The sequence below is a fragment of the Microbulbifer mixtoriginis (SeqCode) genome (assembly GCF_052466715.1).
In genome coordinates, this window is the sequence record NZ_CP174288.1 from 1,277,205 (window position 1) to 1,293,945 (window position 16,741).

The 16,741-nt window shown below is 47.2% G+C and carries 18 protein-coding genes; 8 read left to right on the forward strand and 10 right to left on the reverse strand.

All coding sequences use genetic code 11. From position 1 onward, the window contains the following. On the reverse strand, positions 1 to 1,020 hold the full coding sequence (locus ACJJH9_RS05740) for a tRNA dihydrouridine synthase (RefSeq protein WP_444925207.1): 1,020 nt from the start codon (positions 1,018 to 1,020) through the stop codon (positions 1 to 3). Positions 1,021 to 1,611: 591 nt separating this feature from the next. On the opposite strand from ACJJH9_RS05740, the gene ACJJH9_RS05745 reads away from it, so the two are divergent. From ACJJH9_RS05745 to ACJJH9_RS05760, 4 genes are all read left to right on the forward strand, one after another. Beyond that, positions 1,612 to 1,845 (forward strand): OadG family protein, encoded by a 234-nt coding sequence (locus tag ACJJH9_RS05745; protein WP_252085251.1) that lies wholly within the window; start codon positions 1,612 to 1,614, stop codon positions 1,843 to 1,845. Positions 1,846 to 1,901: 56 nt separating this feature from the next. Continuing rightward, positions 1,902 to 3,689, forward strand: a complete 1,788-nt coding sequence (oadA, locus tag ACJJH9_RS05750; RefSeq protein ID WP_444924613.1) for a sodium-extruding oxaloacetate decarboxylase subunit alpha — start codon at positions 1,902 to 1,904, stop codon at positions 3,687 to 3,689. Positions 3,690 to 3,708: 19 nt separating this feature from the next. After that, positions 3,709 to 5,025, forward strand: a complete 1,317-nt coding sequence (locus ACJJH9_RS05755; protein ID WP_444898650.1) for a sodium ion-translocating decarboxylase subunit beta — start codon at positions 3,709 to 3,711, stop codon at positions 5,023 to 5,025. A gap of 325 nt (positions 5,026 to 5,350) precedes the next feature. Further along, on the forward strand, positions 5,351 to 5,812 hold the full coding sequence (locus ACJJH9_RS05760; protein WP_444924614.1) for a THO complex subunit 7 family protein: 462 nt from the start codon (positions 5,351 to 5,353) through the stop codon (positions 5,810 to 5,812). 358 nt (positions 5,813 to 6,170) lie between these two features. Here the strand turns inward: ACJJH9_RS05760 and ACJJH9_RS05765 are convergent, their stop codons facing one another. The 7 genes from ACJJH9_RS05765 to ACJJH9_RS05795 all read right to left on the reverse strand — a co-directional run bounded on the left by ACJJH9_RS05765 (position 6,171) and on the right by ACJJH9_RS05795 (position 11,623). Next, positions 6,171 to 6,692, reverse strand: a complete 522-nt coding sequence (locus ACJJH9_RS05765) for a hypothetical protein (RefSeq protein ID WP_444924615.1) — start codon at positions 6,690 to 6,692, stop codon at positions 6,171 to 6,173. A 69-nt stretch (positions 6,693 to 6,761) separates the two neighbouring features. Further along, positions 6,762 to 7,301, reverse strand: a complete 540-nt coding sequence (locus ACJJH9_RS05770) for a hypothetical protein (RefSeq protein WP_444898647.1) — start codon at positions 7,299 to 7,301, stop codon at positions 6,762 to 6,764. Positions 7,302 to 7,759: 458 nt separating this feature from the next. Then, positions 7,760 to 8,293, reverse strand: coding sequence for a hypothetical protein (locus ACJJH9_RS05775; protein ID WP_444898646.1), 534 nt, complete (start codon positions 8,291 to 8,293; stop codon positions 7,760 to 7,762). A 357-nt stretch (positions 8,294 to 8,650) separates the two neighbouring features. Next, positions 8,651 to 9,175 carry a hypothetical protein gene (locus ACJJH9_RS05780; protein WP_444924616.1) on the reverse strand — a complete coding sequence of 175 codons (525 nt, stop codon included), beginning with the start codon at positions 9,173 to 9,175 and terminating at the stop codon, positions 8,651 to 8,653. 277 nt (positions 9,176 to 9,452) lie between these two features. Next, positions 9,453 to 9,992, reverse strand: coding sequence for a hypothetical protein (locus ACJJH9_RS05785; protein ID WP_444924617.1), 540 nt, complete (start codon positions 9,990 to 9,992; stop codon positions 9,453 to 9,455). A 334-nt stretch (positions 9,993 to 10,326) separates the two neighbouring features. Continuing rightward, on the reverse strand, positions 10,327 to 10,974 hold the full coding sequence (locus ACJJH9_RS05790) for a type 1 glutamine amidotransferase (protein WP_444924618.1): 648 nt from the start codon (positions 10,972 to 10,974) through the stop codon (positions 10,327 to 10,329). 1 nt (position 10,975) lies between these two features. Beyond that, a complete protein-coding gene (locus ACJJH9_RS05795) occupies positions 10,976 to 11,623 on the reverse strand; it encodes a hypothetical protein (RefSeq protein WP_444885520.1) in 648 nt (215 codons plus the stop codon). Positions 11,624 to 11,756: 133 nt separating this feature from the next. On the opposite strand from ACJJH9_RS05795, the gene ACJJH9_RS05800 reads away from it, so the two are divergent. Further along, positions 11,757 to 12,659, forward strand: coding sequence for a LysR family transcriptional regulator (locus ACJJH9_RS05800; protein WP_444924619.1), 903 nt, complete (start codon positions 11,757 to 11,759; stop codon positions 12,657 to 12,659). Between the two features lie 42 nt (positions 12,660 to 12,701). Here ACJJH9_RS05800 and ACJJH9_RS05805 read toward each other — a convergent pair whose 3' ends face one another. Further along, entirely contained in the window at positions 12,702 to 13,319 is a 618-nt protein-coding gene (locus ACJJH9_RS05805; RefSeq protein WP_444898639.1) for a hypothetical protein, read from the reverse strand. A gap of 238 nt (positions 13,320 to 13,557) precedes the next feature. On the opposite strand from ACJJH9_RS05805, the gene djlA reads away from it, so the two are divergent. The 3 genes from djlA (at position 13,558) to ACJJH9_RS05820 (ending at position 16,329) form a co-directional block, all read left to right on the forward strand. After that, positions 13,558 to 14,340, forward strand: coding sequence for a co-chaperone DjlA (gene djlA, locus ACJJH9_RS05810; RefSeq protein ID WP_252085261.1), 783 nt, complete (start codon positions 13,558 to 13,560; stop codon positions 14,338 to 14,340). Between the two features lie 162 nt (positions 14,341 to 14,502). After that, on the forward strand, positions 14,503 to 14,811 hold the full coding sequence (locus ACJJH9_RS05815; RefSeq protein WP_444924620.1) for a BolA family protein: 309 nt from the start codon (positions 14,503 to 14,505) through the stop codon (positions 14,809 to 14,811). 612 nt (positions 14,812 to 15,423) lie between these two features. Next, positions 15,424 to 16,329 carry an OmpW/AlkL family protein gene (locus ACJJH9_RS05820; RefSeq protein ID WP_252085263.1) on the forward strand — a complete coding sequence of 302 codons (906 nt, stop codon included), beginning with the start codon at positions 15,424 to 15,426 and terminating at the stop codon, positions 16,327 to 16,329. 103 nt (positions 16,330 to 16,432) lie between these two features. Here the strand turns inward: ACJJH9_RS05820 and ACJJH9_RS05825 are convergent, their stop codons facing one another. Then, the gene (locus ACJJH9_RS05825) at positions 16,433 to 16,705 is read right to left on the reverse strand and encodes a hypothetical protein (protein ID WP_252085264.1); all 273 of its coding nucleotides are present in this window, start codon (positions 16,703 to 16,705) and stop codon (positions 16,433 to 16,435) included. Positions 16,706 to 16,741: the final 36 nt, after the last annotated feature.

Below are 16,741 nucleotides of genomic sequence, written 5' to 3' on the forward strand. Positions count from 1 at the left end.
TTAAGCGGCTGCAATAGCTTTCTGGTTAATGATTTCCTGGGGTGACTCCAATTCCTGGGAAAAAATGGCCTCAATAGCCTCAGCCTCGCGCAGGCGTTTAAGTTTCTCAAAAAATACCTGGGCCTCTGGAAACGCGAGCTTGAGATAGGCGAGCCACTGCTTGATCCGGTTACCCAGATACTTGGCCGGGTAGACTTCCCGGGTAATTTGATAGTAACCCCAGAGTAACTCGACAATCTGCGGCCATGCCATCGGCTGATATTCTACTCCGGCGCAGAAGGCCTTGATCTGCAGCCCCAAATCAGGCCTTGCCAACAGGCTGCGGCCAAACATAAAGGCTTGGCAACCGGTTTGCTCGTGGCAGCGCTGAAATTCCGCCAGTGTCCAGATATCGCCATTGGCGACTACTGGAATCTGTAGTTTTTCCCGAATCTCACCGATATATTCCCAGTAGGCCGGAGGCTTGTAGCCATCGACTTTAGAGCGAGCGTGAACCGCCAACTCATTGGCTCCACCGGCGGCTGCGGCCAGGGCATTTTCCATATAGGTGGAGCGGTCGTTGAACCCCAGGCGGATTTTCGCGGTGACAGGGATGTGATCCGGTACGGCTCGGCGCACAGCGCCGACAATCGCCTCTACCCGATGCGGGCTTTGCAATAGGCAGGCGCCCCCATCGCTGTTATTGACCGACTTGGCTGGGCAACCAAAATTCAGATCGATCGCCTTTGCCCCCACGGCAACCGCTTTGGCGGCATTGATGCCCATGGCCTCGGGATTGCCGCCCAGAAGTTGCAAGCGTACCGGGATATCATTGGCCGTTTTGGCGCCTTCCAAGAGCTCCGGACACAGACGAGTAAAAACCCTGCGGGGTAGGCGGGTATCTGTAACACGCACAAATTCGGTTACACAGATATCGACTCCGCCAATCGTTGAAAGCAGTCTGCGCACATGGTGGTCGATAACACCTTCCATGGGGGCCTGGTAAATCTTCGGCTGCAGGGAAATTGTCTTATCGGTCATAAAGTTGGAAATAGGAAAAATTGGTGTGATGGTTGGCGCATATTCTATCAGCAAGTGATCGCTATTCCGTAACAATGATCATTCGGCTGGTAGTTTTAATAGGAGATTTGAACTCAAATTCGAGTGTGTTTGCACCAATAAAGGGCGCAATGAACCATGCGCCACCGTTGCCACTGAAACCATTAAGTGTTTGATTTTAAAAGCAACTTGTATTGATAATAGAAAATTGACTGCACTTCCATGCTGCAGAAAAACCCTCTGGCAGTAGATAGTATGGTTACTTGTCGGGGTGGAACCGCCAACGAGGTTGTATTTGCCCTGCTTGAAGACTAGATTGCCGGGCATAAATGGGTTGCCAGCCAGGCAGGTTACCAATTAGATCACTGCGTTCAGTCGCAGAATTTTGGGGATTGCAGTTGGGGTGGCTTGGTGTTGGTCAAGCTGGGAATTGTGCGGAAGTTTAGCGGTGTTGTTTGGCAGTTTTTATAGGCGCCCAAGCAAAGTGGCTGCTTAACATTAAACGGCCACAGGCCGAAGAATAATCGCCCGGATATTAACCTTTTATTATCCGAAGGCTTAGGGGGATACAGAGTGCAAGATACGCTACTTCAACAGGGGTTGGACATTACCCTGTTCGGTATGGGAATTGTTTTTACCTTCCTGCTTTTACTGGTGATAGGCACCGGTATCATGTCCCGAATTATTACTCGCCACTTTCCCGAAGCGGAACCAGTTGCCACTCCGCCCGCTAGCGGTAACGATGACAATGCCCGCTTGCACGCCATTATCAAGGCGGCCATCGAACAACATCGAAAAAAACGTTAATCGCCAAATTTCGCTTCATTACAACATCCAATAATTTCTGCCGAGAGAGATAACCCATGACTGAGGTTAAAAAGCCATTGGGGATTACCGATGTAGTCCTGCGTGACGCCCACCAGTCACTATTCGCCACCCGCCTGCGACTGGACGATATGCTGCCGATTGCAGAAAAGCTCGATCAAGTCGGCTTTTGGTCGCTGGAATCTTGGGGGGGCGCCACCTTCGATGCCTGTATTCGCTATCTCGGCGAAGATCCCTGGGAGCGGATTCGCGAATTAAAAAAAGCCATGCCCAACACCCCGCAGCAAATGTTGTTCCGTGGGCAAAATATTCTGGGATATCGCCACTACGCCGATGATGTCGTAGAAAAATTTGTTGAGCGCGCCGCGGTCAACGGGGTGGATGTCTTCCGTGTATTCGATGCCATGAACGATATGCGCAACCTGAAGACGGCCCTGGCCGCGGTAAAAAAACAAGATAAGCACGCTCAGGGCACTATCTCCTATACCGTGAGCCCGGTACATACCATGGACTTGTGGGTAGAGCTGGGGCGCCAGATTGAGGATATGGGGGCGGATTCTATTGCCATTAAGGATATGGCCGGCCTATTGCGCCCCTACGAAGGCTACGAGCTGGTGAAGCGACTTAAAACGGCGGTGGATATTCCCATCCATCTGCATTGCCATGCTACCACGGGCCTTTCTATTGCCACCGCACTCAAATGTATCGAGGCGGGCGTCGACAATGTGGACGCAGCCATCAGCTCCATGTCCATGACCTATGGCCACAGCCCCACAGAAACACTGGTTGCCATGCTTGAAGGCACTGAGCGGGATACTGGCCTGGATATCCATCTGCTCGAAGAAATTGCCGCATATTTCCGCGAGGTGCGTAAAAAGTACGCGAAATTTGAAGGTTCCCTTAAAGGCGTGGACTCGCGTATTTTGGTGGCCCAAGTGCCCGGTGGCATGTTGACCAATATGGAAAACCAACTGCGCGAGCAGGGCGCCGGTGAGCGCCTGGATGAGGTACTCGAAGAGATTCCCCGCGTACGCCAGGATCTTGGTTATATCCCCCTGGTAACGCCCACCTCACAAATTGTAGGCACCCAGGCAGTATTAAATGTGCTGACCGGTGAGCGCTATAAATCTGTCTCTAAAGAAACGGCAGCCGTTTTGAAAGGGGAGTATGGCGCGACCCCTGCCGAAGTGAATCAGGAGTTGCAGGTGAAGGTATTGGAAGGCGCAGCGCCAGTGACCTGTCGCCCTGCGGATTTGATCGCTCCAGAGTTGGACAGGCTCACCTTGGAGTTACAGGAAAAAGCTGGGGCAGAGGACATTGCCCTGACCAATGGCGAAGGTGAAATTGACGATGTGCTCACTTATTCACTCTTCCCACAAATCGGCCTCAAGTTCCTGAAAAATCGCGGCAACGCCGATGCCTTTGAGCCAGTGCCTACTGGCAATGAAAACGCCGCAGTGAAAAATGACAACGGGGAAGAGGTGTATACGGTCACTGTGGAAGGCCAGAGCTACACCGTGACAGTGGCCGATGGTGGCGATCTGACCAATATTGCCCCGGTAGGTGCGGCCGCCCCTGCAGCCAGTCTAGCCAGTTCGGTTCCAGCCACTGGTGGTGAGCCGGTCAATGCGCCCCTAGCGGGCAATATCTTTAAGGTGATGGTGATGCCCGGTGACAAGGTCAGCGAGGGCCAGGCCATTATTGTGCTCGAAGCCATGAAGATGGAAACCGTAGTGAGTGCGCCGCGCAGTGGCAGTGTTGCCAGTGTAGCGGTAAAAGAGGGCGATTCCGTGGCGGTGGGTGATGCCCTGCTGTCTATCGCATAGATTGGGGTAGGAGTCGCAAGTGGATAATTTACTCACGCTTTGGCAGTCCTCCGGCATCGCACAAATGATGCCGGGGCAGCTGGTCATGATCTTTGTTGGATTGGGGCTGCTGTTTCTGGCTATTCGCAAAAACTTTGAGCCACTGTTGCTGGTGCCAATTGGCTTCGGCGGTATCCTGGCCAATATTCCCGGAGCAGATCTGGCACTCTCTGCAGCAGAGACCGCATTGGCCCAGGGAAATGCAGCAGTTCTTGCCCAAATGGCCCAGATCTTGGGGTTGGATACTGTTGCCAGTCTCGAGGATTTAAAAGCTGCCCTGGGTGCTGCCCCGGCTGCGGTGCAGCTACAGGCCGCAGAGTTTGCCAGCGATGCCGGTTTCAGCAACGGCATGCTGTATAACTTTTATTCTGTGGCTATTGCTTCGGGTGTCGCGCCGTTGGTGATTTTTATGGGGGTGGGGGCCATGACCGATTTTGGCCCGCTGCTCGCTAATCCGCGTACCCTGTTTCTGGGGGCGGCGGCACAGTTCGGTATCTTTGCCACTGTACTGGGTGCTGTCGGACTCTCAGTTGCGGGGATTATGGACTTTTCCATCGCCGATGCCGCGGCCATTGGTATTATCGGCGGGGCAGATGGCCCCACAGCAATCTACGTTTCCAGCATTTTGGCCCCTGATTTGCTGGGTGCGATTGCGGTAGCAGCCTATTCCTATATGGCATTGGTGCCCATGATTCAGCCACCGATTATGCGCGCACTCACTACAGAGCAGGAGCGCAAAATCGAGATGGTGCAGCTGCGCCATGTAAGCAAGCGCGAGAAAATTACCTTCCCGCTGTTGCTGCTGATTCTGGTTGCCCTGTTCCTTCCCGCTGCAGCTCCGCTGTTGGGAATGTTCTGTTTCGGTAATCTGATGCGTGAGTGTGGTGTGGTGTCTCGCCTTTCGGATACTGCTCAGAATGCGTTGATCAATATCACCACGATTTTCCTAGGTCTCTCGGTCGGCTCCAAACTGGCCGCAGATAAATTCCTCGACCCAAAAACTCTGGGAATCCTCGCCCTGGGTATCGTGGCCTTTGCCATCGGTACTGCCGCAGGGGTACTGATGGCAAAGCTGCTCAATGTATTCAGTAAGCACAAGGTAAACCCACTGATCGGTTCTGCTGGTGTATCTGCCGTGCCCATGGCTGCACGGGTATCCAATAAAGTGGGGCTCGAATCCAATCCGCACAACTTCCTGCTGATGCACGCTATGGGCCCGAATGTGGCTGGGGTTATTGGCTCTGCGGTTGCTGCGGGAGTCATGATCAGCATGGTACGCAGTTTAACCGGCAGCTGACTTGGTCCACAAAGCCATTCCTGACAAGGCGAACTTCGGTTCGCCTTTTTCTTTGATAAAATTTAAAGTGGAATATGGCTGTATTTGCAAGGTATTTGTCAGGAATATCTATTTACCTGTTTAATTTTCGGTGGACAGGCAAACAAAATACGGCTCCCTAGATCCCTGAATACTTTTAAATGGCTTCTTACTACATATTCTCTCAAGAGCTGCGTAGGTAGTATTAATGGGTGCTCAATACGATTCATTTTGAGTTAAGGTTTTTTGCGCTATATTCCTTCCCGAATTTTGGCTTGTAATAAGAAATTTTACTGGAAGTAAGACCATGCGTAGTTTACCGCTTTTGATTTCCCTTGCTCTGTTCTCCTCTCCTCTACTGGCCCACGACAATCATCGCACCGCTGAAGATCTGCACGAGATTAAAAGAGAGATGGTAAAACTTCGCAAAGAAGTACATGCCCTGAAGGATGAAAATCAAGAGGCGGTTGAAATGCGCAAACTCAAGAAAGAGGTTGTCAGGTTGCGCAAAGATATTCGCTCCATGCAGGATCTGATTGTGGACCTACAGGCCCTGGTAGAAGGTCAATCTAACAATGCCCAACCAGAAGTCGTTCTCCATCCAGTAAAGGAACGCCCCAGATGGGCCTGCTATATGAAAGATATGCGGGCTGGCGGTATGCATTCCAAAGGCTTTTCTGAGGTAGAGGCCAAAGGCAAACTACTGGAAACCTGTTCTACTCGGGGCGGTGTTTGTTTTGAAAATAGAATTACCTGTTCAGCTGAGTAACATTAGGTTCACTAGAACTTAAGAAGCTCGGGGGGAGATCTGGGCCATTTCTAAGGAAGCTTTGCTGGCCAATGAAGTATACGTTGTTTTAAGGCCGAATTTCAGTGTAGGGTGGTGGCTATATATTTCTCTGTTTTAGGGTTAAAGGCTTTTTCGACGGGTAATAATGTTTACGTTAACTTTTAAAGCAAGGCTGTAGTGCTTGGTTAAATCAGGAGCGTGAGCTTTGATTTTATTGAATTTTTGGTTTTTTTTGGCTTAAAATTATATTTTTTTGAGCCAAGTAAGTTTGATATGTGATTTTTAGATACACCAGATTCCAGGTCTGGTGTATCTAAAACGTTAACTTTCAAATGTCTTATTGACCCTCAACTGTAATCAATAACATACCCGTAAAAGGTCCGTCAGGTTCTCTACCATTCCATACTGTGGCTGGGATATCAATATCAAATCGTGCATTGTCATTAAAGCAATTACTTGCCTGTATTCCCTGTCCGCCCAGAGGAATACCAGCCATTACAGGCTGTGCTGGTCCTCCAGTACTATTGGCGTAGCCTACATTGTACGAAATTGGTCCTGTGCCATTACTACTCTGTAAGAGAAAGGTTGGGTCTGAGCCCACATTGGCAAATGTGATGCTAAAACTACCAAAGCCACTTGCTGCAACACAGAAGGTATCTGATCCCATTGCATCGGTTCCGGGCATTGGATCTGCAATAGTGACTGGATCTACATTCTCTATGATTATGAAATCAGAAAATGTCAAAGTGATCATGCTTGTTTCGCTATCTGTGGCTTGAGATAGCGCGGTGTTGGTGGCTCCCATAGCTAAGCAGGTTGTAGCAATGGAGAGGAACAGTTTAGGGTATTTGGTTTTCAAATGAAGCTTCCTTTAAAAAAGTGACAATTTCATTTAACAATGCCAGTAAAATTTGAGAGTGGAGTAACTTTATTCGGCGGTCACTGTTAGCTCTAGCATTCCTGTAAAAGGTCCATCTCCTTCTCTGCCACCCCATTCAGCAAAGGGGATTTCAATGTCAAATCTTGCGTTATCAAATGTGGGGTCGGGGCATGCGCTTGTCTGAATAAGGTTGCCCGGGATTGGTACATTAGGCGTAACAGGTACCCCTGGTCCTGGAGCAGTGTCATTTTTAAAGAATACGTTATACGAGATAGGTAGGGTCCCAGTTACCGAAGGCATCAGAATAAAATCAGGGCCTGTAGCAGCCGGATTTACAAAATTAATACTAAAAGTGCTAAATCCAGTACCGGCAACACAGAAGAAGTCTACACCTACAGCCGGGTCCCCAGGCGTGGGATCTGCAATGGTGACGGGGTCAACAAAAGCAATATCAATATTTTCCGTAAAGGTTAGCGTGATCATGCTGGTTTCGGAGTCTGTGGCTTGAGATAACGCCGAAGTGGAGGAGCCAAGGGCTATACCCGCAGTAACTATTGATGCCATTAATTTTGCAGTGAAAATCTTCATTTTAAACTTCCTTATAAAAAATAATATAGGGCTCGAAGCGCTAAAGCTGGATTCGAGACATGTATAGTCGGAGTGATTCTGCCTAAAAATGATAGCTGTAAAGAGGTTAAAGGTTTATTGAAGTTGTGTTTTTGTGAGTGATTTAGGAAGGTTTTACTATTGGTTGAGAGTGACTACCTATGTCTTTTGATATATTTTCATTTGCCATATTAAGTGGATTTTTGTGTTTCTCCGATTTTTACCACAGGGGGTGATTGCGTCTCACCCTCTAAGGAAAGCTGTCAGTAGGCTATTTGAAGGGTTTTAGTGCCTGATTTTGAGATGTAATCTATGTAATAAAAATTTCTTTTTAGCCATCTGAAAATGATGCGGCCCTTGCTGATTGCCTAAGATTTAATGGGCACTAAATCCTAGCCAATGATAGAGGGCCGCTCAATCCGAATTTATTTAATATGCGTTTATTCTGCTTCTACTGTAATTACCAGCATGCCCATAAATGGAGCATCACCGGCTCTGCCTTCCCATTCTGCTGGGGGAATTCTAACGTCAAATCTTGCATTATCATCTGCACAATTATTGGCTTGGATGGCATTGCCTTGTAGGGGGACTCCTGCCGTAACCATGGTGCCTTGTCCCTGAGTACTGTTTGAGAAGAAAACTTCATAGGTCATTGGGCTTGCACCGGCAACGCTGGGTTGAAGAAAAAAGCTTGGATCTGTGCCTGCATTAGCAAATGTGATACCAAAGCTGGTGAAGCTGCCAGTTCCTGCAACACAGAAAACATCCGATCCCGCTGCAAAATCTCCAGATCCAGCTGGGGGGGCTTGGATGGGTACATTATCTACGTTTGCTATTTGAATGGCGTCCATATAAGTCAGGGTGATCATACTTTGTGCACTGTCGGTCGCTTGAGATAGTGCAGATGTCGCTGAGCAGAGTGTCAGGCTAAATAAAGCGGTCGATAGAAATGTCTTGGAGGTGAAGAGGTTCATCAGATACTTCCTTGCGTAAAAAACAGCAACGCTTCTGTTGAGAAAAACCAAAACACATGACAAGCCTAGAAGCTTGATGAGGAGGCCTTGGTCTAAAAATAATAGCTGCTAATCCTGGGGTGTGAATTGAAAGGGGTGATTTCAAAAGGTGGGAATGATGATTGTTAGTCGTTAGTGGTCGTTGTTTTATTTTTTCGGGTGATTTTTTAAGGTGATACTGCACCAGGGGTGGTGCAGTATTATTTTGTATTCATGTTTAGAATATTTTATAGGTTGAGTTTGAGGTTGGTTTCTTTCTGCTTAAAAACGTATGTTTAGGTTTATATCCTGCTTCGTTGTGCCAAATAACTATCGGATTTATTCCGATTCCACAGTGATCAATAACCTGCCCCTAAATGGCGCCATGCCTGCCACAGGTTCCCACTCTGAAGCGGGGACTAAGACGTTGAAAAGCGCATTGTTATTTATGCAGTTGTTTGCTTGAAGCGTATTGTTGGTGATAGGTACGCCAGGTAAAGCTGTAATTGGAGCGCCCCCCGAGGTAGCATTTAGAAAAGAGACTTGATAGTTTAGTTCTGCTCCTTGCCTGCCGCGCAGAATAAATGGTGTTCCAGTGCCTGTGCCTAAACCTGTAAATATAATACTGAAGGCTGGGAATCCATCGCCGGCAACACAGAATAAATCTGTGCCCTGGGCGGGGGCTCCAGGAGTTGGGTTGAGATTTATATCGTCTACATCTTCTATTGTAATGAACTCATTGATTGCAAATGAAATCAAGCTTTGTCCGCTACCTTGAGCCTGTGAAAGAGAATATGAAGCTGTAGTAGCTGTGAGAATAAATAAAATCGCTAGTATGACACTTTTTAGGGTGTGGAAACTCATTGGAAATTCCCTTTAGTAAGAGCAGTGGCGTCTTTGTTATATTGACGGTTAATGATAAATAAGCACAGGATTCGGCCAATAATGTGTATCTAAAGCTTTTGGTGGTTACTTTTGGAGGGTTTTGAGTGGGGTGTTTTTAAATGGTGCTTTTGAGTTTTTTTGATAAATGTAGGTGGTGTTATTAATGTTTTTCATGTGGGTCTAATCCAATCTTTCCTTGTGGTTAATGGTTGCACCAGAAATGGTTCCTGGTGCAACCAATGGAAAATGGTGAGGGTTACTCAGCGGTTACCGTTAACTGCAGCATGCCAGTAAATGGGCCGTCGGCCTCTCTGCCTGTCCATATTGGAGCAGGAATGACAATGTCAAATTTCGCATTATCATCTACGCCTGGGGTCGCACAGACACTTGCCTGTAACATGTTTCCTGGGATGGGCACAGCTGGCGTTACCATCATGCCCGGTCCAGGGCTAAGATCATTCTTAAAAAATACGTCGTACATAATTGGCGGGGTAGCATTAGCACTTTCCAGTAAAAAGTCTGGGCCAGTAGTAGTTGGATTGAAAAACTCAATACTAAAGGTGCTAAAACCAGTGCCGGCGACACAGAAGAAATCTAAACCGACAGCCGGATCCCCAGGAGTTGGATCTGAAATGGTAACAGGGTCAACAAAAGCAATATCAATTGTTTCCATAAAGGTCAGCGTGATCATGCTGATTTCGAAGTCTGTGGCTTGGGATAATGCCGTTGAGGAGGAGCCGAGCGCTATCCCGGCGGCGGCTATAGAGGCCAATAGTTTGGGGGTGAAAATCTTCATTTGAAACTTCCTTGTAAAAAACAATAACACTTATATCAGAGTGCCAAAGCAGTTTGCGAAAGAGATATAGTCAGGGCGCTTTGGCTAGAAAATGATAGCCATAAAAAATAAAAGGTGGTATTTCCGTTGTACTTTTAGAAATAAATAGGGAAGTATTTACTAGTGGTTGAGAGTGTTTTCCTACTTTTTAAATATGGCTGTTATCCATTTTAATGACGTTGGTCTTGGTTTGGTTGTGGTGGCAATCAGGTGGGAAGGGTTAACTAGTTTATAGGAAAAATTTCTTATTCTAAGAAATCGCCAGATATAATTTAGGCTGTAATCTATTTAAGAGTCATTTATTTGACAGTTCTTTAATAAAGTGCTGGTTTAGTAGCTTAAAGAGCGCCTTGCGACTGGCGCTGTGATTGTTCACGCTGGAACCGTGTTTCTGGAAGTGCTCTGGGAAAAGCCGTGCGACCTGTTGTTGTGACCACTCCAAGTGGAATTGTAAACCGAGTACGTTTTCTCCATATAGAAATGCCTGATTCGGGCAGAGCGCAGAACTGGCCAAGTGCTTGGCGCTTTTAGGGATGTCAAAAAAATAGCTGTGTGCTTGGAATACTTTGTTTAAGGTTAGGGCTTCAAGTGTTGTCCAGTGGATTGGGTGCCAACCTAGTTCTTCCTGCTTCATTGGTTTGATATCGGCACCCAGTGCATGAGCAAGAATTTGTGCGCCAAGACAAATGCCCACAATGGGGACTTGCCGATTAATAATACTTTTTACCCAGTGTATTTCATCGGCAAGCCAAGGTAGAGAGATGTGATCTTTTACGTTCATCATACCTCCTAAAATAATCACTCCTCTAAAGCCCGTATTGGGTAATGTTGAGATCTGTGGGTTGATAAGAATTGTCGGAATTTGGCGTTGACTCGCCCAATCTGCAATATATCCAGGCCCTTCATGTTCTTCATGCTGGATAATAAGAATTGGCTCTTGCATTTTATTGGAAGTCCCGTGTTTCCAAATAAACTTGTCGACGAAAAGCAATACCTGCTTCTTTGAGAGCTTCAGGCCAATTTTTTTCTGATATAGGAAGTTTGCTGCCGGTATCTATGGATTTGGATACAGTTGCTTTTGCTGTAACTTCGACGATTTGGTCAAAACTTGGCGGGGAGGCTATTTCATGAATAAGTAGACTCGTGTCGCCCAGATGCACCAGGCGGTAATGACCATTCTTTTTACGGGAAAGGGGTAGGTCTAATAGCTTGTCGGTTACCGTGAATTCTATCGAGCTAAGCAGAATTTTGCCTTTTCGCTCAAAGTGGCCATTAAATACTTCGCCGCTAAAGAGGCCTAACTTACCGTTGCGCAAATGGTTTAAAGAGAAAACTTCAGGCTTGAGAGAGATAAGCGGCGTGTTCTGGGTCAGATTCATCATTTCTTTCTTATTTTTAGATTCCAAAGCAAGAATAAGCTGATGGCCGTGGCGTTTACCGTGAAGAGGCATATGCGATGCAATAAGTTGCCCGTTAACTGAAAATAACGCCATTCCGTGAGTGCCAATGGAATCGTCTGCATAACTGATTGTGGAGATCATGGCTAAGACAGCTGTGATGGTAATACTCCAGAGCCTATTAAGCGTGATCATAAATTATTCAGCTCCTGATCTTTACGGGTTAGCGGCAGGGTTTGCTATTAAACCTCTGCGTACTTGGCAGTAAGCGATTCTAGACGTACATTAGTTACGAATCGATTCATTTTGGGTGGCTTTTGATTCCAATATGGAAATAGAAGATCTTGAAAAATTCCTTGTTATTGCCGCGACAGAAAACCTGCAGCGCTCGGCAGACCGTTTAGATACAACGCCAGGGGCCTTAAGTAAGGTTTTACGTCGCCTGGAGACGGCGCTGAATACTCGTGTGTTCGACCGGGTAGGTAAGCAAATCCGACTAAATGATGCTGGTCGCCGGCTACAAGATAAAGCGGCTGAAATCACTTCCATTGCACGCCAGGTGCACTTTGAACTGGGTGAGCTAGGAAAGTTTTCGGAGTGTCGGATAGCAGCTCCAGCAGTCTTGCAATTGACTTGGGCTGCTTTTATTCAAAGCAAGTTGGCAGAGGTCCAGCCAAAAGCCTGCCTTTCATTAACTTCCGCCTATGAATCCTTGGCCCTGAGAATGTTGGTTAGGGGAGAGGTGGATTTGGCCATGATTACCGGTGCGCTGTTGGGGCAGGTCCCCGCCCAGATAACAACGCGTAAGCTGGGAACAGAAAGCTTGTGTATTGTCGCGGGCTCCGGCCACCGATTGGTTTCTGGGGAGTGGGCAAATGCGGAAGTGCCAATCGAAGTTATTCAGAATTATCCCTTTGCGGCTCCTAGAATCTCTCCTTTCTGTGGCGAGGAGAGGGGTATTGGCAGTGATGGGTGGGGGGATAACCTACCTGTCCGCAAGGTCCAGGTTGTGGTAAATGATTACGGTGTCTTGTGCGGCCTAGTAAAAACGGGACAGTTTCTTGCCTTATTGCCAGAGGGGCTGGCAGAGGATATCGGTGGGGCAAAAATCGATGTTGCTGGCAACTTTACTGAGCCCAGAGAAGAGATTTTTATTGCCTGGCGAGGGGGAAGTGATGGCTGGTTAGAGGATTTGGCTCAGGCCCTCTCAAGAATTGAGGGGCTCAATTAGCGCCCCTCTTATTTGGCTTTATCAGGGGTTAACTTTTAGGGGTTAACTAGATGGTGCCTGGGGTGGGCAGGGCGTTCCCGCGGCTATCCAGCCTTTCAATGCCTCAACTAGCTTGCCGTGGGGGATATTGACGGGTTCTCGTTTACCCCCAGGGTTCCATCCCCATAAAGCTAGGGGGTTCTCACTCATAAACAGCATCAACTGCTCTGGGGAGCGGCCGCCATTGTCCTGGGGAGTGGTTAACAGCGCACAGATTTGGGCCGAGGACATACGAGACCAATTAAGGGTTATTGGAGCCATAGCCCAGCCGGGTGCACCGGGTGCGCCTGTCACAGGGTTGTTCTGGTCTGAGTGACAGTTACTGCAGCGCATTGTCCCCATCCCCATATTTTCGGGTCCTCGCTCAACCCGGGGTACATGGGGGGAGCCCTGATTAATAAGTGGCAATTCCAGCTGGTGACAGTTTAAGCAGCGGGGGTGCAGGAGAACTTCGACAATCGTCTCCCAGTCTTGATGGCCAGTATTATCAACCTGGGAAGTTTGTGACTGGCTATCCTGACCGGTAGTGTCCTGTCGGTTTCCACATCCTGTAAATACCAGTAATAAAAGAAGACTTATTGTTATGTGGCGCAATAAGTCTACCTCTTGCCGCAGTTTCATTTAGCTGTTCCTCATTTCCTATGAGAATGCCCTGTACATCATTGTGGCAGATAGCGGGGGACTGTTAGGCAACTAAATGTACCTGGCAGTGATCGAAGTGACGGCTTAATGTGAGGCTCATTTGACCTTTTGGTCACGCCTGTCCGTTGACGCTCTCTTACACGTGGTAAGATAGGCCGGATGTAAATGTTTGATTTAGATGACAGTGGAGCGCTATTCGGCGCTCAGAGGAGAGAATATGTCCTGGTTAGGGGCGGGTATAGGTGCCGGATTTGGTTTTATGTTTGGGGGCCCTATTGGTGCGGCCTTGGGTGCCTGGATAGGTAGCTCCTTTGGTTCTGGCCTCAAGCGCCTGGGTAATGCCGCTGCGGTTCTGAATAGGGAAGGGGCCCAGAAAGTTTTTATCGTTACCCTGTTTTCCATGCTGGCGAAGATGGCTAAGGCGGATGGCCAAGTATCCAAAGCAGAAGTTCAGCTGATTGAGGATTTTATTCAGAATAATCTTCGTCTGGGCGCTGAGGATCGCAAGCATGCCATCAAGATTTTTGAGAATGCGAAAACGGATAAGTACAGCATTTACGATTACGCCAAACAGTATCGGATGTTGGTGCAGAATCAGGCGATGCGGGAAATGGTTTATCGCCTTCTATTTGCAGTGGCGTATGCTGATGGTGAATTACATGCTTCTGAAGAGGTAATTCTCAGGAAAATTACCGCGGATCTTGGTTTACATGAATCGCTTTTTGATGCCATGCAAAATCAATTTGGGCATGGGAGGGGAGGCAGTGCTTCCGATCTTCAGCAGCATTACGCAGTGCTTGGTTGCACTGAGGAAACTAGCGATAAGGATTTAAAACTGGCCTATCGCCGCAAGGCTGCTGAGTATCACCCTGATAAGATCGCTTCCAAGGGGCTTCCAGAGGAGTTTATGCGCCACGCTGAAGATCAAATGAAGAGTATCACCGTTGCTTATGAAGCAATTGTTGATGCGCGAAAGAGTAAGGCAAAAGTTGTCAGTTAATCCTGGTGTGGTATCAGCGTATTAGAGCTTGCCAAACAGCTGGATAATCTGTTGGTAATTTAGCGGTTTGCCCTGGCTAGATATTACATAGGTTGATTGTTTAAGCGCAATTTTTGAATTTAAAAATCTGTATTATCATCTGGAACACTGCGAAGAGAGTTTATGAGTCTTGCAAAGCAAATTGAAGAAAAGTTAACTGCCAATTTCCATCCCCAATTTATTGAGGTTCAATGCGAAAGTCATTTGCATAATGTCCCGGCAGGATCTGAAATGCACTTTCGCGTGGTGCTTGTGAGTGAGGTTTTTGATTCAGTTCGAAAAGTCCAGCGCCATCAAAAGGTCTATGCAGCGCTTGCGAATGAAATGGTTGGCCCGATCCACGCCCTTGCTCTTCATACTTATGCGCCGGATGAGTGGGATGGCGATGCTCCAAAAAGTCCTGAATGCCAGGGTGGCAGCAAGAAAGGGTAAGTAGCAGCAGAGTTTAGCGAGCAAGCTCTAGAATTTTTTTGCAAATTTAACCTGCTATTTCTCGCAGGTTTTAGTGGCGCCCCTTCCTCAGAAGTACACTATGGGTTGGGGCGTCTGAGATCAAAAAGTTGGCTGGAGTTCCACTGGATTGAATAGCCTGAATCCCTTTTACCAATGAAGTCACAATTTCTCTATGTATTTGTTTGTTGTTTCTTATTTACCTTTTACCGGCTAATTAACCTCTGTGTGCATCCAGTTGGATTTTACTTCTCCCGAAATATCATAACTTGGCGCTTTTCGGCGTCTTTGTCTTTTTCTTTGAGTGAGAATATTTCAGCTTCTGTTCAAAACGGGTTGTGGAATTCGAAGCAGTGCACGTTGTCCAAATTTGCAGTGCAGTAATAATGGGTGTCGTTGGTTTTCTTTTGGAAGCAATACCAATATGTGAATTTCAACGACAAAAGATATTTTGTGTGCCATAAAAACGTAGAATTATATTTGAGCGCCAACATTTGTTTGTTTTTTCTACATCTGTGATTTCGTGCGACTAGACTGACCATTGATTGGGCTGATTGCTGTTTGATCTGCTGAATATCAATGGAGTTACCACAAATGAAGATGACGCGTATTCTGATCCCCGTTATGACGCCCCTCGCCTTAGCAATCTCTAGTGTCGCTTCGGCAGGACCTGCTGGCTATGCCCCACCACCCCCTCCTCCTACCCAGGAGTTTAAGATACGGATTGGCGGTTCATACTGGTCACCAAACTCAGACAATGTAACCTTTGCTGATCGGTGGCTGCGCTTTTACGATGACGATGATTATGATGATGACTATCATCGTTTCCGTGATTGGGGTGCTTTCCGAACCAATCTTGATCCAGATGGCGAGTGGGGTTGGTTTATTAATGCTGAATGGAAGCCTATCGATCACTGGAGTGTTTCACTGAGTTACCAGCAAGGCGATCGCCATACTGGTGGTAGTCGTGATCCCTGGCTTTATCGTTTTTGGGATGATGACTGGGATGACGACATATTATTTGATCGTCGTCGTCGCGGTGATTTTGCTCGTTGGAAGCCCCAAACGACTGCTGCATACTTGAATTGGTATCCACTGGATCCCAGCTGTTTGGTGCAGCCTTATATTGGTATCGGTATTAACTATACCGACTTTAGTGATGAGCGCCTAAGACACTGGGGCTTCTGGCATCGTAACGATGATGATGATCTGGTTTTCCGTGACTGGGATGGCCGTGTGAATTTTGGCGATAGCTGGGGTTATACATGGCAAATTGGTGTTGATTTCACCTTTGGTCATGATAGTAGCTGGCTGATCAATCTGGCGGCTATTTACTATGATGTCACTACCGATGTTGAAGTAGATACCTTCTATCGCAACTTCCGTGATGATGATGATGACTTCGGTCGCTTCTGGGAGCACAGATTCGGTGGTGACTACGAGTTTGATCCCTGGGTGTTCCAAATCGGTGTAGGCTATAAGTTTGATTTCAACTGGTAATCACTCTTATCCTTTGAAAAGGGGCGCGTTGCGCCCTTTTTTATTGTGTTTATAAACACTTGGAGGGTGAGGTTGAGGTTATTCTGAGTTGTGTTTAGCGACTTTAACCTAACCTTCTTCCGTACCTGCTACATTTATTTTTTCTAAATTTGTCTCGGTATTTTCGAATTTTTCCTTTCCATTCATCCATTTTTTTGCCTGATCCGCCCTTTTTCCTTTTTTCCTGGTAGTGCTCAATTTTATTGCTCCAGCTTTGGCACTGTTTCAGCGTCGCACTCTGGGCTAGAGCTATAGAAGATGTAGAGAGCGTAAGCAAGAAAAAAGGTAAGGCTGAAAATACTTTTATTTTTGTTTTTTTATTGGTTCTTTGAAACATATCTATCTCCTAAGATTGCTGGGCTTATGTTATTGC

Excerpts from the sequence above, each read along its gene's own strand:
- ACJJH9_RS05740 (WP_444925207.1), bottom strand. The coding sequence starts at position 1,020 with ATGACCGATAAGACAATTTCCCTGCAGCCGAAGATTTACCAGGCCCCC.
- oadA (WP_444924613.1), top strand. The coding sequence starts at position 1,902 with ATGACTGAGGTTAAAAAGCCATTGGGGATTACCGATGTAGTCCTGCGT.
- ACJJH9_RS05760 (WP_444924614.1), top strand. The coding sequence starts at position 5,351 with ATGCGTAGTTTACCGCTTTTGATTTCCCTTGCTCTGTTCTCCTCTCCT.
- ACJJH9_RS05770 (WP_444898647.1), bottom strand. The coding sequence starts at position 7,301 with ATGAAGATTTTCACTGCAAAATTAATGGCATCAATAGTTACTGCGGGT.
- ACJJH9_RS05775 (WP_444898646.1), bottom strand. The coding sequence starts at position 8,293 with ATGAACCTCTTCACCTCCAAGACATTTCTATCGACCGCTTTATTTAGC.
- ACJJH9_RS05780 (WP_444924616.1), bottom strand. The coding sequence starts at position 9,175 with ATGAGTTTCCACACCCTAAAAAGTGTCATACTAGCGATTTTATTTATT.
- ACJJH9_RS05785 (WP_444924617.1), bottom strand. The coding sequence starts at position 9,992 with ATGAAGATTTTCACCCCCAAACTATTGGCCTCTATAGCCGCCGCCGGG.
- ACJJH9_RS05790 (WP_444924618.1), bottom strand. The coding sequence starts at position 10,974 with ATGCAAGAGCCAATTCTTATTATCCAGCATGAAGAACATGAAGGGCCT.
- ACJJH9_RS05795 (WP_444885520.1), bottom strand. The coding sequence starts at position 11,623 with ATGATCACGCTTAATAGGCTCTGGAGTATTACCATCACAGCTGTCTTA.
- ACJJH9_RS05800 (WP_444924619.1), top strand. The coding sequence starts at position 11,757 with ATGGAAATAGAAGATCTTGAAAAATTCCTTGTTATTGCCGCGACAGAA.
- ACJJH9_RS05805 (WP_444898639.1), bottom strand. The coding sequence starts at position 13,319 with ATGAAACTGCGGCAAGAGGTAGACTTATTGCGCCACATAACAATAAGT.
- djlA (WP_252085261.1), top strand. The coding sequence starts at position 13,558 with ATGTCCTGGTTAGGGGCGGGTATAGGTGCCGGATTTGGTTTTATGTTT.
- ACJJH9_RS05815 (WP_444924620.1), top strand. The coding sequence starts at position 14,503 with ATGAGTCTTGCAAAGCAAATTGAAGAAAAGTTAACTGCCAATTTCCAT.
- ACJJH9_RS05820 (WP_252085263.1), top strand. The coding sequence starts at position 15,424 with ATGAAGATGACGCGTATTCTGATCCCCGTTATGACGCCCCTCGCCTTA.
- ACJJH9_RS05825 (WP_252085264.1), bottom strand. The coding sequence starts at position 16,705 with ATGTTTCAAAGAACCAATAAAAAAACAAAAATAAAAGTATTTTCAGCC.